This window comes from Streptomyces sp. NPDC045968, from assembly GCF_056430475.1.
Genome location: NZ_JBWKLF010000002.1, coordinates 851,526 through 870,249, shown reverse-complemented (window position 1 = coordinate 870,249; position 18,724 = coordinate 851,526). Strand labels below are relative to the sequence as shown.

At 71.5% G+C, this 18,724-nt stretch carries 14 protein-coding genes; 6 read left to right on the top strand and 8 right to left on the bottom strand.

Annotated elements, in window-relative coordinates; all coding sequences use genetic code 11:
- Both ccrA and AC07FA_RS09400 read right to left on the bottom strand, forming a co-directional pair.
- Positions 1-940: crotonyl-CoA carboxylase/reductase (ccrA, locus tag AC07FA_RS09405; protein ID WP_479074230.1), on the bottom strand; the 940-nt coding region annotated here is incomplete at its 3' end.
- A gap of 361 nt (positions 941-1,301) precedes the next feature.
- Entirely contained in the window at positions 1,302-2,093 is a 792-nt protein-coding gene (locus AC07FA_RS09400; protein ID WP_479074229.1) for a GNAT family N-acetyltransferase, read from the bottom strand.
- A gap of 148 nt (positions 2,094-2,241) precedes the next feature.
- Between AC07FA_RS09400 and AC07FA_RS09395 the strand changes: the two genes are divergently transcribed.
- Positions 2,242-3,012 (top strand): restriction endonuclease, encoded by a 771-nt coding sequence (locus AC07FA_RS09395; protein ID WP_479074228.1) that lies wholly within the window; start codon positions 2,242-2,244, stop codon positions 3,010-3,012.
- Positions 3,013-3,022: 10 nt separating this feature from the next.
- On the opposite strand, the gene AC07FA_RS09390 is transcribed toward AC07FA_RS09395, so the two are convergent.
- Positions 3,023-3,838 (bottom strand): TetR family transcriptional regulator, encoded by an 816-nt coding sequence (locus AC07FA_RS09390; protein ID WP_479074226.1) that lies wholly within the window; start codon positions 3,836-3,838, stop codon positions 3,023-3,025.
- 91 nt (positions 3,839-3,929) lie between these two features.
- Positions 3,930-5,711 (bottom strand): 3-hydroxyacyl-CoA dehydrogenase family protein, encoded by a 1,782-nt coding sequence (locus tag AC07FA_RS09385; RefSeq protein WP_479074225.1) that lies wholly within the window; start codon positions 5,709-5,711, stop codon positions 3,930-3,932.
- Between the two features lie 370 nt (positions 5,712-6,081).
- On the opposite strand from AC07FA_RS09385, the gene AC07FA_RS09380 reads away from it, so the two are divergent.
- On the top strand, positions 6,082-6,657 hold the full coding sequence (locus AC07FA_RS09380) for an adenylosuccinate lyase (RefSeq protein ID WP_479074223.1): 576 nt from the start codon (positions 6,082-6,084) through the stop codon (positions 6,655-6,657).
- A 43-nt stretch (positions 6,658-6,700) separates the two neighbouring features.
- Here AC07FA_RS09380 and AC07FA_RS09375 read toward each other — a convergent pair whose 3' ends face one another.
- On the bottom strand, positions 6,701-8,326 hold the full coding sequence (locus AC07FA_RS09375; protein WP_479074222.1) for an alpha/beta hydrolase: 1,626 nt from the start codon (positions 8,324-8,326) through the stop codon (positions 6,701-6,703).
- A gap of 153 nt (positions 8,327-8,479) precedes the next feature.
- Complete coding sequence (locus AC07FA_RS09370) at positions 8,480-9,535, bottom strand: Rv2578c family radical SAM protein (protein WP_479074221.1); 1,056 nt, start codon at positions 9,533-9,535, stop codon at positions 8,480-8,482.
- 133 nt (positions 9,536-9,668) lie between these two features.
- Between AC07FA_RS09370 and AC07FA_RS09365 the strand changes: the two genes are divergently transcribed.
- Complete coding sequence (locus tag AC07FA_RS09365) at positions 9,669-10,112, top strand: SRPBCC family protein (RefSeq protein WP_479074220.1); 444 nt, start codon at positions 9,669-9,671, stop codon at positions 10,110-10,112.
- A gap of 188 nt (positions 10,113-10,300) precedes the next feature.
- Positions 10,301-12,736 (top strand): MFS transporter, encoded by a 2,436-nt coding sequence (locus AC07FA_RS09360; protein ID WP_479074219.1) that lies wholly within the window; start codon positions 10,301-10,303, stop codon positions 12,734-12,736.
- A gap of 37 nt (positions 12,737-12,773) precedes the next feature.
- On the opposite strand, the gene AC07FA_RS09355 is transcribed toward AC07FA_RS09360, so the two are convergent.
- Positions 12,774-13,664, bottom strand: coding sequence for a LysR family transcriptional regulator (locus AC07FA_RS09355; RefSeq protein WP_479074218.1), 891 nt, complete (start codon positions 13,662-13,664; stop codon positions 12,774-12,776).
- Between the two features lie 126 nt (positions 13,665-13,790).
- On the opposite strand from AC07FA_RS09355, the gene AC07FA_RS09350 reads away from it, so the two are divergent.
- A complete protein-coding gene (locus AC07FA_RS09350; protein WP_479074216.1) occupies positions 13,791-14,783 on the top strand; it encodes an aldo/keto reductase in 993 nt (330 codons plus the stop codon).
- Between the two features lie 9 nt (positions 14,784-14,792).
- Here the strand turns inward: AC07FA_RS09350 and AC07FA_RS09345 are convergent, their stop codons facing one another.
- On the bottom strand, positions 14,793-15,875 hold the full coding sequence (locus AC07FA_RS09345) for a magnesium and cobalt transport protein CorA (protein WP_479074272.1): 1,083 nt from the start codon (positions 15,873-15,875) through the stop codon (positions 14,793-14,795).
- Between the two features lie 144 nt (positions 15,876-16,019).
- Here AC07FA_RS09345 and AC07FA_RS09340 point away from each other — a divergent pair, with 144 nt between their 5' ends.
- Positions 16,020-18,719 carry a SpoIIE family protein phosphatase gene (locus tag AC07FA_RS09340; RefSeq protein ID WP_479074214.1) on the top strand — a complete coding sequence of 900 codons (2,700 nt, stop codon included), beginning with the start codon at positions 16,020-16,022 and terminating at the stop codon, positions 18,717-18,719.
- Positions 18,720-18,724: the final 5 nt, after the last annotated feature.

Below are 18,724 nucleotides of genomic sequence, written 5' to 3'. Positions count from 1 at the left end.
CGATGTCGACGTCCTCGCCGCCGGTCAGCTCACGGATGCGCTTGCCGAACCGCTTCCACTCGCGCGGGTCCTGGTTGTGCTCGTCCTTCCAGAACTTGTAACCCTCGGCGTTGCGGTCGATGATCGCGGTCGCGCCCATCTTCCGGCAGATGTCCGCCTTCTGGTCGCTGGAGACGACGCAGATCGGGTTGGCGCCGCCGGCCAGCGCGAACTGGGTGGCGTACGAGCCGAGTCCGCCGCTCGCGCCCCAGATCAGCACGTTGTCGCCCTGCTTCATGCCGGCGCCGTTGCGTGAGACGAGCTGGCGGTACGCGGTGGAGTTGACCAGGCCCGGGGACGCGGCCTCCTCCCAGCTGAGGTGCTTCGGCTTGGGCATCAGCTGGTTGGACTTGACGAGCGCGATCTCGGCCAGGCCGCCGAAGTTGGTCTCGAAGCCCCAGATCCGCTGCTCGGGGTCGAGCATCGTGTCGTTGTGGCCGTCGGAGGACTCCAGCTCGACCGAGAGGCAGTGCGCGACGACCTCGTCACCCGGGTTCCAGGCGTTGACGCCCGGCCCGGTACGCAGCACGACGCCCGCCAGGTCCGAGCCGATGACGTGGTAGGGCAGGTCGTGGCGCTTGCTGAGGTCGCTGAGCTTCCCGTAGCGCTCCAGGAAGCCGAAGGTCGAGACCGGCTCGAAGATCGAGGTCCAGACGGAGTTGTAGTTCACCGAGCTGGCCATGACCGCGACCAGGGCCTCGCCCGGGCCGAGCTCGGGGACCGGCACGTCCTCGACGTGGAGGGACTTGCGCGGGTCCTTGTCACGGCTGGCGACGCCGGCGAACATCTCGGCCTCGTCCTTGTGCACGGTCACCGCGCGGTACGACTCGGGGATGGACAGGGCCGCGAAGTCTGCGGCGGTGCTGTCCTGCGATTGGATCGCGTCCAGGATTTCCTTCACGGTGATGCCTCCGGCAAAGCTGGGCGTCGAGAGAACGCTTGAGTGGTCCCCGCTGGCTGGCAGGGGTGGGTGCGGTGTGGAGGTGTGCCGTCGGTTCGGCGGGTGGAGCTTCGGCTTGCTCTGTGGAGCAGAAGGGTTTGCCTGTGACGCAGGCGTCCGGGCGCGCAGACACATGGTTTGCGGGGACAGCCGGCGTACGTGGGATCTCAGCACGCCGGCCGCCCGGACACCTTCAACGTATGGCACTCCGTGACACCTGACAAGGCACCGAGTGCCAACAATTTCTCTCACTTGTCATCCGCAGGGCACGCATGAGCAACACCATGGGCGTTACGGAAGGGTCTGTCCCGCCGACGAGCGGTCAGCGCGCGGGGCGGTACACGTACGGCGTCGTCGTGCTCAGCTCCGAGAATCCCAGCCTGCGCAGGATCGGCGCGGACTGGTCACTGGCGTCGACCTGGAGATGGCGGTAACCGCGCTCCGCCGCGATACGGGCACGGAAGGCGACCATCGCCCGGTAGATGCCCCTGCCGCGCCAGGAGGCCACCGTCCCGCCGCCCCAGAGCCCGGCGAAGCCCGTGCCCGGGCAGAACTCCATCCGGGACGAACTGACCGGTTCCTCGCCGGCCATCGCGAGGACCCCCACGAAGCTGTCCGGGTCCTCCTCCAGCCGGCACAGCACCTGGTGGCCGAGCCGCGACCAGTCCGTGCCGAACGCCTGCTCGTGGGCCCGGCCCATCAGCGCCACACCGGCCGCGTCGGTCACGGTCCGCAGCTCGATGCCCTCGGGCAGGACGACGGCGGTCGCCAGGTCCGCGACCGGGGCGACCAGCAGGGTCTCCGGCGGCTCCGGTACGAATCCGGCCGCCCGCAGCCGCTCCGGCAGGTCAAGGGGCCGGTCGTGGGCGTACACCTTCCACTCGAACTCGTCGTGGCCGAGTGAGGTGAAGTACGCGATCTGGGCGGCGATCGCCGCGTCCGCCCGTACGGAGTCGAGGTCCGGAGCGGACCACACGACCCCGTTCCAGTCGTCGGCAGCGCCGACCTGACGGACGACGTCACCCGCCCGCTCGACCCGTACCCCGGGGCCGTCGGGGCGGGCGTGCTCGCGCATCTCGTTGTCGAAAAGGGCCAGAAGTTCTGTGGGTTGCATCCGGTCACCCGACCACGCGCCCCGTGAACGCACAACGAGGTTTCCGTGGCCCCGAGTCGACGCCGCGGGCCGGGGCAGATGGCAGATGCAAGTGATCTTGGACGATCCGTATCCGGACGACCCGCATCCAGGGAAAGAGGTACCGAAGATGGCGATATCCGCCCGCAGACGGACGGCGCCGAACGGCAGGCCCGTATTCAGCATCCGCCGCACGGCCGTGGGCTTCGCTCTCGCCGCCCTGCTGGTCTGGGGAGGAGGGACCGTCCTGCGGGCAGCCTGGGAGAGCGCCGGGAGGCATCCGGCCGTCGCCGTGGTGGTGGCGGCAGCCCTGGTGACGGGGGCGGTGGCGCTGTTGCGCCACCGCCGTAACCGCAGGATGGCGCGAAAGGCCACCGTGGCGGTCACCGAGGTCACCTACGACCTCGTGGACACCGGGCTCTCGGAGGTGGCCGCGGCCCTGCGGCCGCAGGACGCCGCCGAACCGGTGGAAGCCGCCGGACCGGTGGACTACGCGGTGATGGACGCGGACGAGTTCGAACAGGCCGTCGCAGGACTCTGCGAGCGCGACGGCTGCCGGGACGTCCAGGTCGTCGGCGGAGCGGGAGACCTCGGGGCCGACGTCGTGGCCACCACCCCCGACGGGCGGCGCGTCGTCATCCAGTGCAAGCGGTACGGCCCCGAGAACAAGGTCGGCTCGCAGGACGTACAGCGTTTCGGGGGCACCTGCTTCGCCGTCCACGAGGCCGACGTCGCGCTCGTCGTGACGACCAGCGCCTTCACCGACCCGGCACTCGACTACGCGGACCGGTGCGACATCCTCTGCGTGGACCACGAAGCACTCAGGACATGGAGCGACGAAGGCGCCTCACCGCCCTGGGGGGCGGCGGTTCCGGTGGACGACGGGTACGGCGGACGCTGACCCCGTGGCCTCAGCGGTCCTTCAGCGCCTGCTGGATCGTGCGCATCACCTCGTCGAGCGGTGCGTCCGTGCGCGCCACCGCGACCAGCACCTCGCCCTCCGCGGCCACCGAGGCGGCCGGGGGCTTCGCGGGCTCGGCCCCGGCGGTCCGGCCGGCCCCGATCCCGGACCCGAAGGTGTCCCGGACGATGGCGAAGGCGTGGTCGAGCTGGGCCTCCACATCACCCTGGCCGCCCGCCCGCAGCCAGCGCCGCAGGACATGGTTGTGCGCGGTCACGACGGCCGACGCGGCGACCTCGGCCAGCAACGGGTCGTCATTGCCGACGTGGTGGTCGCGCTCGTCGAAATGGCCCAGCAGATAGCGGGTGAACAGCCGCTCGTAGCGGGCCACCGAGGCGATCTCCGCCTCCCGCAGCGTGGGGACCTCACGGGTCAGTTTGTAGCGCGCCACGGAGACCGCGGGCTTGGCCGCGTACATCTTCATGACTTCCTTGATGCCGCGGCAGACCGTGTCGAGCGGGTGCTCGTGCGCCGGCGCCGCGTTGAGGACGGCCTCGGCCCGCACGAGCGTGTCGTCGTGGTCCGGGAAGATCGCCTCTTCCTTGGAGCGGAAGTGGCGGAAGAAGGTCCGCCGGGCGACGCCCGCGGCGCCCGCGATCTCGTCGACCGTCGTCGCCTCGTACCCCTTCGTCGCGAAGAGTTCCATCGCCGCGGCCGCCAGCTCGCGGCGCATTTTGAGCCGTTGGGCGGCGGCGCGTGTGCCCGCGGCGGTTTCCGGGGCGTCGGGCGCGGCTGAGGTACGGAGGGGCTTGGCGGGCTGGGACATGGTGTGAACGTACTGCATCGGTGCGGGGGGACGCGCCCGTGGGGGCGGGCCGCCGGAACGGCCCAGCAGCCCGCCCCACCCGGCTCCCGGCTCAGCGACGGGCATATTCGCGGAAGCCGCGGCCCGTCTTGCGGCCGAGGCAGCCCGCGGCCACCAGATGCTCCAGCAGGGGGGCCGGTGCGAGGCCCGGGTCGCGGAACTCGCTGTGCAGGACCTTCTCGATGGCCAGCGAGACATCGAGCCCGACGACGTCCAGGAGCTCGAACGGCCCCATCGGGTAACCGCCGCCCAGCTTCATCGCGGCGTCGATGTCGTCGAGCGTCGCGTAGTGCTCCTCGACCATCTTGATCGCGTTGTTGAGGTACGGGAACAGCAGCGCGTTCACGATGAAGCCCGCCCGGTCCCCGCAGTCCACCGGGTGCTTGCGCACCTTCGCGCAGACCTCGCGGACGGTGGCGTGGACGTCGTCGGCGGTCAGCACCGTGCGGACCACCTCGACCAGCTTCATCGCGGGCGCGGGGTTGAAGAAGTGCATCCCGACCACGTCCTCGGGCCGCGTGGTCGCCCGTGCGATCGCTATGACGGGCAGTGACGAGGTCGTGGTGGCCAGCACCGCGCCGGGCCGGCACACCTTGTCCAGGGTGGCGAAGAGCTGCTGCTTGACCGCCAGGTCCTCGGCGACCGCCTCGACCGCGAGGTCGACGTCGGCGAAGGCGTCCAGCGACCCGGCGGCGGTGATGCGCGCGAGGGTCTCGTCCCGCGCCTCGGCCGTCAGCCGGCCCTTGGTGACCGAACGCTCCAGCGACTTCGCGATCCGGCCCCTGGCCGTGTCCGCCTTCTCCTGGCTGCGCGCGGCCAGCACCACGTCGTACCCGGCCTTCGCGAAGACCTCGGCGATGCCCGAGGCCATCGTCCCGGAGCCGGCGACACCCACGGTGCGCACCGGGCGCCCGGCGACCGCCCCCGCGCTCTCCTGCGGCGTCAGCGCGTCCGGGACCACCGTCTGGCCGCCCGGAGCGTTGTACGTGTAGAAGCCGCGGCCCGTCTTGCGGCCGGTCAGACCCGCCTCGCTGAGCTGCTTGAGGACCGGGGCCGGGGCGTGCAGCCGGTCGTGCGACGCGGAGTACATGGCCTCCAGGACCGTACGCGCGGTGTCGACACCGATCAGGTCGAGCAGGGCCAGGGGGCCCATCGGCAGCCCGCAGCCCAGCTTCATCGCGGCGTCGATGTCCTCGCGGGACGCGTAGTTCGCCTCGTACATCGCGGCGGCCTGGTTGAGGTAGCCGAACAGCAGGCCGTCGGCGACGAAGCCCGGACGGTCACCGACGGCGACCGGCTCCTTGCCCAGCTCCCTGGCCAGCCGGGTGACGGTCTCGACGGCCGACGGCGCGGTGAGCACCGAGGAGACCACCTCGACCAGCTTCATCGCGGGCGCCGGGTTGAAGAAGTGCAGGCCCAGCACCCGCTCGGGGTGCTGCGACTCGGCGGCCAGCCGGGTCACGGACAGCGCGTTGGTGCCCGTCGCCAGGATCGCGGTGGGGGAGACGACCGCGTCGAGGTCGCGGAAGACCTGCTGCTTGATCTCGTACGACTCGGGCACGACCTCGATGACCAGCTCGGCCGCAGCGGCGGCCCGGAGGTCGGAGAAGGTGCGGAACCGCGCGAGGACGTCGCTCCGCTCCTCCTCGGTGATCCGCTCGCGCCGCACGGCGCGGGCGGTGGACGCTTCCAGGGAGGCGACGGCCCGGCGGGCGGCCTCGTCACTGATGTCGATGCCGATGACCTCGCGGCCCGCACGGGCCAGGACCTCGGCAATGCCGGTTCCCATGGTGCCGAGACCGACGACGGCGATGGTGCTGAGCGGGATGTCCATCACGGGACTCCAGGGTGAGTGACGACTGAAGAGGAAGCACGGAGCGCGCGAGGAAGACGACCGGGCGCGGGGCGTGCGCGAGCTGCGTGTCGTGGTGTACGGGCCGGGGCGCCACAGGCGTACCCGGAACCGGGAAAGGTGACGGACTCTGTCCCGAGTCGCGTCGCACAAAGCTGCCGAACCGACAAGCACTCCGGGTGGCTGCGTCACCAGGCCACCGGAGCTGCGGGGTTGTGCCCCGCTCACATGAGGTTAACCGGCGAGTAACGAGCGCGCCAGCCCTGGGTCTCTGTGCCCTGGACCACACTTTCCGGCCGCCCGGACGCCGGCCCGGTCCGCACGGTCCGTGATCGCCGATACGCTGAGCGTCATGGACGAGGAGTTCCGGTCGCTGACGGACCGGCTGCGCGACGAGGCGGGGCGGTCGGCGGCGTACGACCGGCTCGTGGCCACCGATGACGACGAGGAGCTGGCCCTGGTCCTCGTGGAGCCCGCGCGCCCTCTGTGGGCTCGGGAGATCGCCGCGTTCCGGCTCGGCTGCGCGGGGGACCGCCGGGCCTTCGAGGCGCTGGTCCTCCTCCTCAATCACCGCGATCCGGAACGCTGCGTCTCCGCCGCCCACGCCCTGGTGCGGCTGGGCGACCCCCGCACGCCCCGCGCCGCCGCCGCGCTGGCCACCAACACCCTGCGCACGGCCTACGCGCTGCATCCGGTGCGGCTGCTGACCGATCTGCGGGCGCCCGAATCGGTCCCCGCCCTGGTCAGCACCCTGGAGCGGCTGCTGAACCGGGACGAGCCGCACTGGCGCGTGGCCCTCGCCTGTGTGGAGGGACTGGGCCGACTGGGTGACGGAGCGGCCCGCCCGGTGCTGGAGGCGGCGCTGCCGCACCCCCGCCTCGGCGGAGCGGCGGCCGAAGCCCTCAGCCGGCTGCCGGCCGGCCGCTGAGCCGCCGGCCGGCCACGGGATGGGGTGGCCAGGGAGCGGATGGTCAGCCGCGGAAGCCGAGCAGTCCGTGCAGCGCCTTGCCCTCGGAACCGCCGGCGCCGTCCGTGCTCCGCAGGGCCTTCTCCGCGGCCAGCGGCTTCGGGTCGGCGAGCGCCTCGCAGACCGCGTCCACCCGGCCGCTCTCGCCGCGCGGGACGGTGCCCTTGGCGAGGTAGTCCACCAGATACGCGTCCAGGCAGGTGTTGCCGCTCAGCGTGATGCCGTGGTTCCCGCCGCCCTGTTCGACGACCAGGCTGGAGCCCTTCAGCTTGCGGTGCAGGGTGACACCGCCCTCGTACGGAGTGGCCGCGTCGTCGGTGGCCTGGAAGAGCAGGACCGGCGGGAGCCGGTGGTTGGTGACCCGTACCGGGTTCAGCGGCTCCACCGGCCACGAGGCGCACGGCGCGTTGTACCAGGTGTTGTTCCAGGCCATGAACGGGGCCTTGGCGTGCACCGTCGCCGTGTCGTTGCGCCAGGTGTTCCAGTCCTGCGGCCATCCGGCGTCCCGGCACTGCACGGCCGTGTAGACCGAGTAGCTGTTGCCGCCCCCCGCGCCGACGGCGCCGAAGTTCTCGTACGCCGAGACCAGCGCGTCCTCGTCGCCGTGGTGGACGTACTCGGCGAACGCCTGGGCCAGATACGGCCAGTAGCCGTTGTAGTAGCCGCCGGGCATGAAGGTGTCCTCCAGCTCGCTCGCCCCCACCTTGCCGCCCGCGGGCCGCACCCTGACGGACTCGCGCATCTCGTACCAGGCGGCCTCGGTCTCCGCCGGGTCGCGGCCGAGGCCGTACGTGGCGTCGTGCTTCGCGACCCAGGCCGCGAACGCCTTGTGGCGCGCGTCGAACGCGTAGTCCTGGCCGAGGTTGTCGTCGTACCAGACCCCCTCGGGGTCCACGACGGAGTCGAGCACGAGACGGCGGACGCGCTCGGGGAACAGCTTCGCGTACACGGCGCCCAGATAGGTGCCGTAGGAGTAGCCGAAGTAGTTGATCTGCCGTGCGCCCAGGGCCCCGCGGATCACGTCCAGGTCCCTGGCGGCGCTGACCGTGTCCATGTACGGCAGCAGGTCCCCGTGCTTCTCGCCGCACGCCTCGGCGAAGGCCGTGGCCCGCGCCCGCCCGGCCTGCTCGTCCTGGTACGAACGCGGTACGGAGTCGGGCCGCACCGGATCGAAGTGCTGGGGAAGGCAGTTCAGCGCCGGGGTGCTCTTCCCGACCCCGCGGGGATCGAAGCCGATCACGTCGTACTGCGCGGCGAGCTTCGCGGGCAGCGAGGCGGCCACGAAGCCGGCCATCGAGAGTCCGCTGCCGCCGGGGCCGCCCGGATTGACCAGGAGCGGGCCCTGCGAGGTCGCGGCCGTGTGCGGAATCCGGGACAGCGCCAGGGTGACCTGACGGCCCGACGGCCGGTCGTGGTCGAGCGGGGAACGGACCGTCGCGCACTGCATCGTCGGATACGACGTGGTCGCGCAGTCCTTCCACGTGAGCGGTGCGGCGCCCGGCCTGGTCTGCGCGGCGCCCGGCGTGCCCGCGCCCGGTCCCGTTCCGGCGGTCGCGGCGGACGGCACGGCGGTCACCAGACCCGCCACCGCCGCGCCGACGGCGACCAGAATTCCTGCACGTTTCGTCATACGGCCTCCCGAGGTGGAGGGAGCGCGGCCGAGGGTGCCGCTGCCCCCGCCGCATGCTCCCCGCATTCGGGCCCCGAAGGACACGTTCTGCCGAGAGTTGACCCATTTGGAGAGGGCGACACGCGTGGCCGGGGTGACGCGGGACACGCGACGTCAGAGCAGGGTCAGCTGGGTGGGCCCGCTTCCGGGACCGTCCGCGACCGGCACGGCCGCCTCGTGCGCCTCCGGTGCGGGGATGCGGCGGGCCTGCCCCCGGTGCGCGGGCCCGATGCCGAACTCGGCCGCCAGCTCGTGCACCCGGCGGGTGATCCGGCGCTGGTACCAGGTGGGCGCGTACGCCCCGTCCGCGTACATCCGCTCGTACCGCCGCACGAGATGCGGGTGGTGCCGGCCGAGCCACTGCATGAACCACTCCCGCGCGCCGGGGCGCAGATGCAGGACGAGCGGGGTCACCGAGGTCGCGCCGGAGGCCGCGATCGCGCGGACCGTGGCGCGCAGCTGCTCCGGGCTGTCGCCCAGGAACGGGATGACCGGGGCCATCAGGACGCCGCAGCCGATCCCGTGGTCCGTGAGGGTGCGGATGGCGTCGAGGCGGCGCTCGGGCGACGGGGTTCCCGGCTCGACCGTGCGCCAGAGCTCGGAGTCGACGAAGCCGACCGAGACGGAGACGCCGACCTCGGTGACGTCGGCCGCCTGCTTCAGCAGCTCCAGGTCGCGCAGGATCAGCGTGCCCTTGGTCAGGATCGAGAACGGGTTCGCGTGGTCCCGCAGGGCCGTGATGATGCCGGGCATCAGCCGGTAGCGGCCCTCGGCGCGCTGATAGCAGTCGACGTTCGTCCCCATCGCGATGTGCGCCCCGTGCCAGTGGCGCGAGGAGAGATGGCGGCTCAGCAGCTCGGCGGCGTTGATCTTGACGACGATCTGGGAGTCGAAGCCGAGCCCCGTGTCGAGGTCCAGATAGCTGTGGGTCTTGCGGGCGAAGCAGTACACGCAGGCATGGGAGCAGCCCCGGTACGGATTCACAGTCCATTCGAACGGCATCCGGCTCGCCCCCGGGACCCGGTTCACGATGGACCGGGCACGCACCTCGTGGAAGGTGATGCCTCGGAATTCGGGTGTGTCGAACGTGCGCGTGGTCACCGCGTCCGCGGCGAAGAGCGCGCTGTTCCCGGCCTCTGGGGTGTTTTCAGCCAAATTGTCCCAGCGCATGGACGCCTCCTTGGTAGCACTGCTCAGAGAATAGAACACTTGTTCCCTTGATCGTGCGCGACCGATTTTGAGGGGCGTGCCCGAGGTGGTTGGCTCAGCACACCCCGAACAGTCGAGTGGTGGAGGAACAGGCATGGCGCAGGTCGAGGCAACGACAGAGCGGATCATCGCGGCGGACGCGGAGGCGGTGTTCGATGCGTTGGCCGACTACAAGGAGGTCCGGGGCAAGGTGCTGACCGGGCACTTCAGCGAGTACGAGGTGCGCGAGGGCGGCGACGGCGAGGGCACCCTCGTGCACTGGAAGCTCCAGGCCACCAGCAAGCGTGTCCGTGACTGCCTGCTGGACGTCACCGAGCCGACCGACGGGCAGCTGGTCGAGAAGGACCGCAACTCCTCGATGGTCACGACCTGGACCGTCACCCCGGCCGGCGAGGGCACGTCCCGCGCCGTCGTCTCGACCGTGTGGGACGGCGCCGGCGGCATCGGCGGTTTCTTCGAAAGGACCTTCGCGCCCAAGGGACTTGGCCGCATCTACGACGAGCTGCTCCAGAACCTCGCCACCGAGGTCGAGAAGTAGCCTCCGGGCGCTGTCGGCCGGCCTCACCGGAACGGGTGGTTTTCCGGGACGGCCGGTTGTGCGCCGTAGTGCCTCCGACCGGCGCATAAGCCCTCCGTGTGCGCCGGTCGTGCCCCCGGTCGCGTTTGCCCCGCCTTGCCGCGTGATGCGAGAAATGGGCGGCGCAGGTGCGACGAGGGGAGCGTTTCGTGGTGGGTGGGATCACTCTGGTGAAGGACGAGCCGGGCGGCTCGGGGGGAGCCGGGGCCCGGACCTCGCCACCCCCGCCGCCGTCCGACGCGGACACCGCCGCCCTCGCCGCGCCGCCCGCCGGGATCAGCCACGGCCGGGTCCGGATGGTCTTCCTCGGCCTGATGCTCACCCTGCTGCTCGCGGCCCTCGACCAGATGATCGTCGCCACCGCACTGCCGAAGATCGTCGGCGAGCTGCACGGCCTGGACAAGATGTCCTGGGCGGTCACCGCCTACCTGCTCGCCTCCACGATCGGACTGCCGGTCTACGGGAAGCTCGGCGACCTCTTCGGCCGCAAGGGCGTCTTCCAGTTCGCGATCGTCGTGTTCGTCATCGGCTCCGCGCTCGCCGGCTGGTCCCGCACCATGGAGGAGCTCATCGCCTTCCGCGCCGTCCAGGGAATCGGCGGCGGCGGACTCATGATCGGCGTCCAGGCCATCATCGCGGACATCGTCCCGCCCCGGGAGCGCGGCCGCTTCATGGGCCTCATCGGCGCGGTCTTCGGCCTCGCTTCCGTCGCGGGCCCGCTGCTCGGCGGCTTCTTCACCGACCATGCGTCCTGGCGCTGGTGCTTCTACATCAACGTCCCCTTCGGTGTGGTCACCTTCGCCGTCATCGCCGTCGTGCTGAAGCTCCCCAAGCCCGCCGTACGCCCCCGGCTCGACGTACTCGGAGCCCTGCTGCTCGCCGCCGCTTCCACCTGCCTCGTGCTGATCACCAGCTGGGGCGGTACCGAGTACGCCTGGGGCTCGCGCACCATCCTGGGGCTCGCCGCCGGAGCTGCCGGAACGACTCTGCTCTTCCTCGCCGTTGAACACCGCGCCCCCGAACCGGTCATTCCGCTGCGTCTGTTCCGCGACTCGGTCTTCACCGTCACGGCTCTCGTCGGCGCGGTCATCGGCGTCGCCCTGTTCGGCGCCGCCAGCTACCTGCCGACCTACCTCCAGATGGTCGACGGCGCCTCCGCCACCGAGTCGGGGCTGCTGATGCTGCCCATGATGGGCGGCATCGTCGGCGCCTCCGTGGTCTCCGGGCACCTGATCTCCCGTACCGGCCGCTACCGGGTCTACCCCCTGCTCGGCAGCGGGATCTCGGCGGTCGGCATGTGGCTGCTCTCCCGGCTCGAAACCGGCACGTCCCGGTTCGAGTACAGCGTCTGGCAGGCCGTCCTCGGCCTCGGCATCGGGCTGGTGATGCCGGTACTGGTGCTCGCCGTGCAGAACTCCGTGCGCCCCGCCGACCTCGGCACCGCCACCAGCGCCAACAACTACTTCCGGCAGATCGGCGGCAGCGTCGGTGCCGCGATCTTCGGAACGCTCTTCGCCGGGCGGCTCTCGGACGCCCTCGACGTACGCCTCCCGTCCGGCACCGCGCTTCCCGACCCGGAGTCGATCACCCCGCAGCTGGTCCATGCCATGGAGCCCGCCCTGCGCGACGCCTACATCCAGGCGTACGCCGACGCGATGCCGCGGATCTTCCTGTACCTCGTGCCGGTCCTTCTGCTCGGCCTGTTCCTCGCCTTCTTCCTCAAGGAGAAACCGCTGGTGTCCCACCCCATCCCCGACACGGCAGCCGCCCCGGCGACCGTTCCCGCCGCCCGGACCGACTCGGCCACCGTGACGGTCGGTCACGCGTCCGGTGTGCCGGTCTGCGGCCACGTCCAGCACCCCGACGGCACGAAGGTCCCGCGCGCCGCCCTCACCCTCATCGACGGCCAGGGGCAGCAGGCCGGCCGGGGCGCCAGCGGCGACGACGGGCGGTACGCGCTGAGCGCGCCCGGCTCCGGTTCGTACGTCCTGATCGCCGCCGCGGGCGGACACCAGCCGCAGGCCGTCAGCGTCACCGTCGGCGAACGGCCCGTCGAGCTCGATGTGGTGCTCGGCGGCGCGGGCCGGCTCGCCGGTACGGTCGTCACGGCCGACGGAATCCCGGTACGCGACGCCGCGGTGACCCTCACCGACGTACGCGGCGAGGTCGTCGCGACCACCCGTACGGGCCGCGAGGGCAGCTATGTGATCACGGAGTTGGTGGCCGGCGAGTACACGCTGGCCGCCAGCGCCCCGGCCTTCCGTCCCGCCGCCCTGCCGGTCAGTGTGCAGGCGGCCCGCGAGACCAGGCAGGACATCGAACTGGCGGGTGGCGCGGTCCTGCGCGGCACCGTACGGGCGAACGGCGGGCGGCCCGTGGAGGACGCCCGGGTCACCCTGCTCGACGCGGCTGGCAATGTGGTCGACACCCTCACCACGGGGCCCGACGGCACCTTCCGGTTCGTCGACCTGTCCTCCGGGGAGTACACGGTGATCGCCGCCGGATACCCGCCGGTGGCCACGGTCCTGCGGATGGCGGGCGGCGGCCGCACCGAACGGGACCTCCAGCTCGGCCACGAGGACTGAGGCCCCGGACAGCACGTCCCCCCCCGGCCCTCCGCCGTCAGCAGCGGCCGTCCGTGCCGACCAGACTCATCAGGGCCCGTGCCCCGGGACTCATCGCCAGGGCCGGCGGGAGTACCACCACACTCTCGTACACCGGCCGGTGCGGGCCCTGCGGTTCCACCTCCACCAGGCGCCGTGCCTCGGGCTTGCGGGCGAAGTGCTGAGGTACCACCGCGATGCCCAGCTTCTCGTGGACCAGCTCCAGGAGGCTGTGTACGTCGTTCACCTCAAGCGCCACCGTGCGCCGCACCCCGGCCGCCGAGAACGCCTCGTCCGCGGCACGCCGGGGGCCCCAGTCCGGATGGAAGTCGATGAACGACTCACCGGCCAGATCCGTCCACGCCACCGAGGACTCCCGCGCGAAACGGTGGCCCGGAGCGCACAGGACGACCATCGGCTCCCTGGCCAGCGGCTTCAGTTCGCCGCGCCACTCCAGCGGGCTGACCGTGGCCGCGAACGCGATGTCGAGCCGTCCGCCCGCCACCCCGTCGAGCAGACTCGACGTGCCCTCCTGCCGGAGCCGGATCTCCATGTGGGGATGAGCCCGGTGGAAGGCGGCCAGCAGCCGCGCGGGGCTGACTCCCGCCACGCACTGCTCGACCCCCACGGTCAGTGTCCCGCGCAGCAGCCCCCGTACGGCGTCGACGGCGTCCTTCGCCGCCCGCGCCCCCGCCAGCGTGCGCTCCGCCTCCACCAGGAGCGCCCGGCCCGCCTCGGTGAGCCGGACCGAACGCGTCGTCCGGCTGAACAACGGGGTCCTCAGCTCCTGCTCCAGCGCGCGCACGGACGCGGACAGCCCCGACTGGGACACGGCGAGACGCTCGGCGGCGCGGGTGAAGTGCTGCTCCTCGGCGACGGCGACGAAGTGCTCCAGCTGACGCAGTTCCATGATTGAGAAATGTAGACGATGAATCCGACCGGAATCTCCTGTTGGACTGCTGGATCGTTCTGCGCCAGCCTGGGGACGCGCACCGAGCCCGGCGCGTATCCAGGACCTCTTCCGTGGAGCCCGCGTATGTACCTCCCGTCGGCCGACCGCTACTCCGCCATGCCGTACCGGCGCACCGGACGCAGCGGGCTGCTGCTTCCCGCGCTGTCCCTCGGGCTGTGGCACAACTTCGGCGGCGACCGGAACCCGGAGGACCAGGGCCGCATCCTGCGCAGGGCCTTCGACCTCGGCATCACCCACTTCGACCTCGCCAACAACTACGGCCCGCCGCCCGGTTCCGCCGAGATCACCATGGGCCGCGCCCTGAAGACGGACTTCGCCCACCTCAGGGACGAGATCGTCATCTCGACGAAGGCGGGTTACGGCATGTGGGACGGGCCGTACGGGGAGTGGGGATCGCGGAAGTACCTGCGCGCCTCGCTGGACCAGAGCCTGACCCGGCTCGGCCTCGACTACGTCGACATCTTCTACTCGCACCGGCCCGACCCCGGGACGCCGCTCGAAGAGACGATGGGCGCGCTCGACACCGCGGTACGCCAGGGCAAGGCGCTGTACGCCGGTATCTCCAACTACTCGCCCGAGCAGACCCGCGAGGCCGCCCGCATCCTGCGGGAACTCGGCACCCCGCTGCTCATCCACCAGCCGCGCTACTCGATGCTGGACCGCCGCCCCGAGGAGGGGCTGCTGACCGCGCTCGACGAGCTCGGCACCGGCTCGATCGCCTACTCGCCGCTGGAGCAGGGCATCCTCTCCGACCGCTACCTGCGCGGCATCCCGGAGGGTTCACGGGCGGCCGGCGCCAGCCCGTTCCTCACCCCGGACGCCGTCACTCCGGAGCTGGTGCGCCGGCTGGGGGCGCTGGACCAGGTGGCCAAGGAGCGCGGCCAGACCCTGGCACAGCTGGCCCTGGCCTGGGTACTGCGAGGCGGCCGGGTCACCTCCGCCGTGGTCGGCGCGAGCAGCGTCGCCCAGCTGGAGAGCAGCGTCGGGGCGGTGGCGAATCTGGAGTTCGGCGACGAGGAGCTGGCCAGGATCGAGGAGATCCTGACCGCCGGCTGACGCCTCCCGTCAGAGCCAGCCGTTGCGGCGGAAGCCGCGGTGGATGACGAAGCAGGCGGTGGCCATGAGGCCGACGACGAGCGGATAACCGTAGGTCCACCGCAGCTCCGGCATGTACGTGAAGTTCATGCCGTACACCCCGCAGACCATGGTGGGGACGGCGATCACGGCGGCCCAGGCCGTGATCTTGCGCATGTCCTCGTTCTGGGCGACGGTCACCTGCGCCAGGTGGGCCTGGAGCACCGAGTCGAGCAGCGCGTCGAACGAGGTGATCTGGTCCGTGGTCCGGGCCAGATGCCCCGCGACATCGCGGAAGTACGGCTGGAACTCCGGGCCCACCGGCTCCATCGGCCGGCTCGCCAGTTCCTGGATCGGCCGGCTCAGCGGTGTCACCGCCCGCTTGAACTCCAACAGCTCACGTTTGAGCTGGTAGATCCGCCCGGCGTCGCCCCGGCCCGCGTGCTCGCTGAAGACCGCGGTCTCCACCGCGTCGATGTCGTGCTGCACCGAGTCGGCGACCAGCAGATAGTTGTCGACCACCTGGTCGGCTATCGCGTGCAGCACGGCGGCGGGTCCCTTGGCCAGCTGCTCCGGGTCCGCCTCCAGGGCCTCCCTGAGCGGGCCGAGCGAGCCGTGGCTGCCGTGCCGCACGGTGATCACGAAGTCGCCGCCCGTGAAGATCATGATCTCGCCGGTGTCCACCACCTCGCTGGTCGCGGTGAGCTCCTCGTGCTCGACGTAGCCGCAGGTCTTGAAGACGGCGAACAGCGTCGTGCCGTACCGCTCCACCTTGGGCCGCTGGTGGGCCGTCACCGCGTCCTCGACGGCCAGGGGGTGCAGCCCGAACAGCTCGGCGACACCGGCGAACTCCTCGGTGGACGGCTCGTGCAGACCGAGCCAGACGAAGCCGCGGCCGGAGCGGCGGACCCGGCGCAGTGCCTCGTCCGCCGGGCAGGCCACCGGATGCCGGACGCCTCCCTCGTACAGCACGCAGTTGACCACCGCGCTGCCCAGCGGCGAGCGTGCGGGGTGGCTGAGGTCCACGCCGGGCCGGGGGGTGCGGCGTACCGCATGGCGTAGTTTGCGGACGATCGGCACTGCGGGCTCCTTCACGCGGCGGGCGGCGCGGCCAGTGTGCCACTGGATCAACGGGCTGCGAGGCCCGGGAGGCGGTCCCCCGGACCCGATCCGGCCGTGCGGCTCGCCTGGCGTATGCGGAGGGTGTAAAAAGAGGGCATGGCCGGACGCTACGGCCGCCCGCGCTCGGTTCTCAGGATGCGTACCGTCGCCGGTCAGGTCTTTCTCCTGCAAGTGGCGATCGTGGTGTTGCTGGTCGCCGCTGCCGTGGCCGCGCTCGTGCTCCAGTCCCGGGCGGACAGCGAGTCGGAGGCCCGCAACCGGTCCGTCGCGGTGGCCGAGACCTTCGCCAACGCACCGGGTACCGCGGCGGCGCTCAGGAGCCCCGACCCGACCGCGGTGCTCCAGCCCAGCGCCGAGGAGGCCCGAAAACGCTCCGGCGTCGACTTCATCGTCGTACTGAACACCGACAGCATCCGTTACACCCACCCGCTGCCCGACCGCATCGGCAAGAAATTCGTCGGCGAGGTGGGGCCCGCCCTGCGCGGCGGCACCGTCGTGGAGCGGATCGACGGGACCATCGGGCCGCTCGTACAGGCCGTGGTGCCGGTCACCGGCCCGGACGGCACCGTCGTGGGCCTGGTGTCCGCCGGAATCACCATCGAGCGCGTGAGCGGCGTCGTCGAGGACCAGTTCCCCCTGCTGTTCGGCTCCGCCGCGGGAATCCTGCTCCTCGCCACGGGCGGCACCGCGCTCGTCAGCCGCCGCCTGCGCCGCCAGACCCACGGCCTCGGACCCACCGAGATGACCCGGATGTACGAGCATCACGACGCCGTCCTGCACGCCGTACGGGAGGGTGTGGTCATCGTCGGAGGCGACGGCAGGCTCCTGCTCGCCAACGACGAGGCGCGCAGGCTCCTCGTCCTGCCGCCGGACGTCGACGGACGTACGGTCGCCGAGCTGGGCCTCGACCCGGTCACCACGGAGCTCCTCGCCTCGGGCCGTACCGTGACCGACCAGCTCCACCCGGTGGGCGACCGCCTCCTCGCCGTCAACCAGCGGTCGACGGACAAGGACGGCGGACCGCCCGGCAGTGTGACGACCCTCCGTGACACCACCGAACTCCGCGCCCTGACGGGCCGGGTCGATGTGGCACGGCGACGCCTGAATCTCCTCTACGAGGCCGGAGCGGAGATCGGCACCACCCTCGACGTGGTGCGCACCTGTGAGGAGCTGGCGGCCTTCGCCGCGGCCGGCTTCGCCGACCTCGCCACCGTCGACGTCGTCGAGGCGGTGCTCCAGGGCGACGAGCCGGCCGCCATCAGCGGCGGAACCGAGATGCGGCGCACGGCACTCAGCGCCGACCAGGAGGACGTGGGTCTGCACCCGGTCGGCTCCACCATCCGCTTCATGCAGACCACGCCCATGGGGTCAGGACTGGGCCGGGGCGACGCCGTCCTCGAAACGGAGCTGGCGGAGTTCTCCGGCTGGCAGCGGCAGAACCCCGAGCGGGCCCGGAGGCTCGTCGACAACGGCGTCCACTCCATGATCGCGGTGCCGCTGCGGGCCCGCGGCGCGGTGCTCGGCGTGGCGATGTTCTGGCGCTCGGCCAACCACGAACCGTTCGACGAGGAGGACCTGTCCCTCGCCGAGGAACTGGTGGCCCGCGCCGCCGTCAGCATCGACAACGCCCGCCGCTACTCGCGCGAGCACACCATGGCGGTGACCCTGCAGCGCAGCCTGCTGCCGCACGGCCTCCCCGAGCAGAACGCCCTCGACGTCGCCTATCGCTACCTGCCCGCGCACGCCGGGCGCGGCGGCGTCGGCGGCGACTGGTTCGACATCATCCCGCTGCCCGGCGCGCGGGTCGCGCTCGTGGTGGGCGATGTCGTGGGCCACGGACTCCACGCGGCCGCCACCATGGGACGGCTGCGCACGGCGGTCCACAACTTCTCCACCCTGGACCTCCCGCCCGGCGAGATCCTCTGGCACCTGGACGAACTGGTCGCCCGCATCGACCAGGGCGAGGCCTTCGACCCGGCCGAGGCGTCGGTCACCGGAGCCACCTGCCTCTACGCGATCTACGATCCGGTCACCGGACGCTGCACCATGGCCCGGGCAGGCCACCTCCAGCCGGTGATCGTCCGGCGGGACGGCACCGCCGAGCTCGCCGACGTGCCCGGCGGCCCGCCGCTCGGGCTCGGCGGTCTGCCTTTCGAGACCTTCGACGTACTGCTCCCCGAGGGCAGCGAGCTGGTGCTCTACACGGACGGGCTCGTCGAGGACCGCAGACGTGACATCGACGAAGGACTGGAGCTGCTGCGCCGCACCCTCGCCGCGCACGCGGCCGACCCGCCGGAGGAGACCTGCGAGGCGGTCGTCCGGACGCTGGTGAGCGACCAGGCCCGCGACGACATCGCGCTCCTCATCGGCCGTACACACAGGCTCGACGCGGCGGACGTGGCCGACTGGGACGTGCGGAGCGACCCTTCGGCCGTCTCCCTCGTACGGGCCGATGTGTCCCGCAAGCTGGACGAGTGGGGGCTGACCGAGGAGTCCTTCATCACCGAACTGATCCTCAGCGAACTGGTCACCAACGCCATTCGCCACGCGGACGGTCCCATCCGCGTACGGCTGATCCGTGACCGCTCGCTGATCTGCGAGGTCTCCGACCACAGCAGTACCTCGCCGCATCTGCGGCAGGCGGCCACCACCGACGAAGGGGGCCGAGGACTGTTCCTCGTCGCCCAGTTCGCCGACCGGTGGGGAACCCGCTACACCGACGACGGCAAGGTCATCTGGACGGAACAGACCCTGGCGGCGGCTCCTCCGCCCCCGCACGTCCGACGGAAGGTATGAGCGCG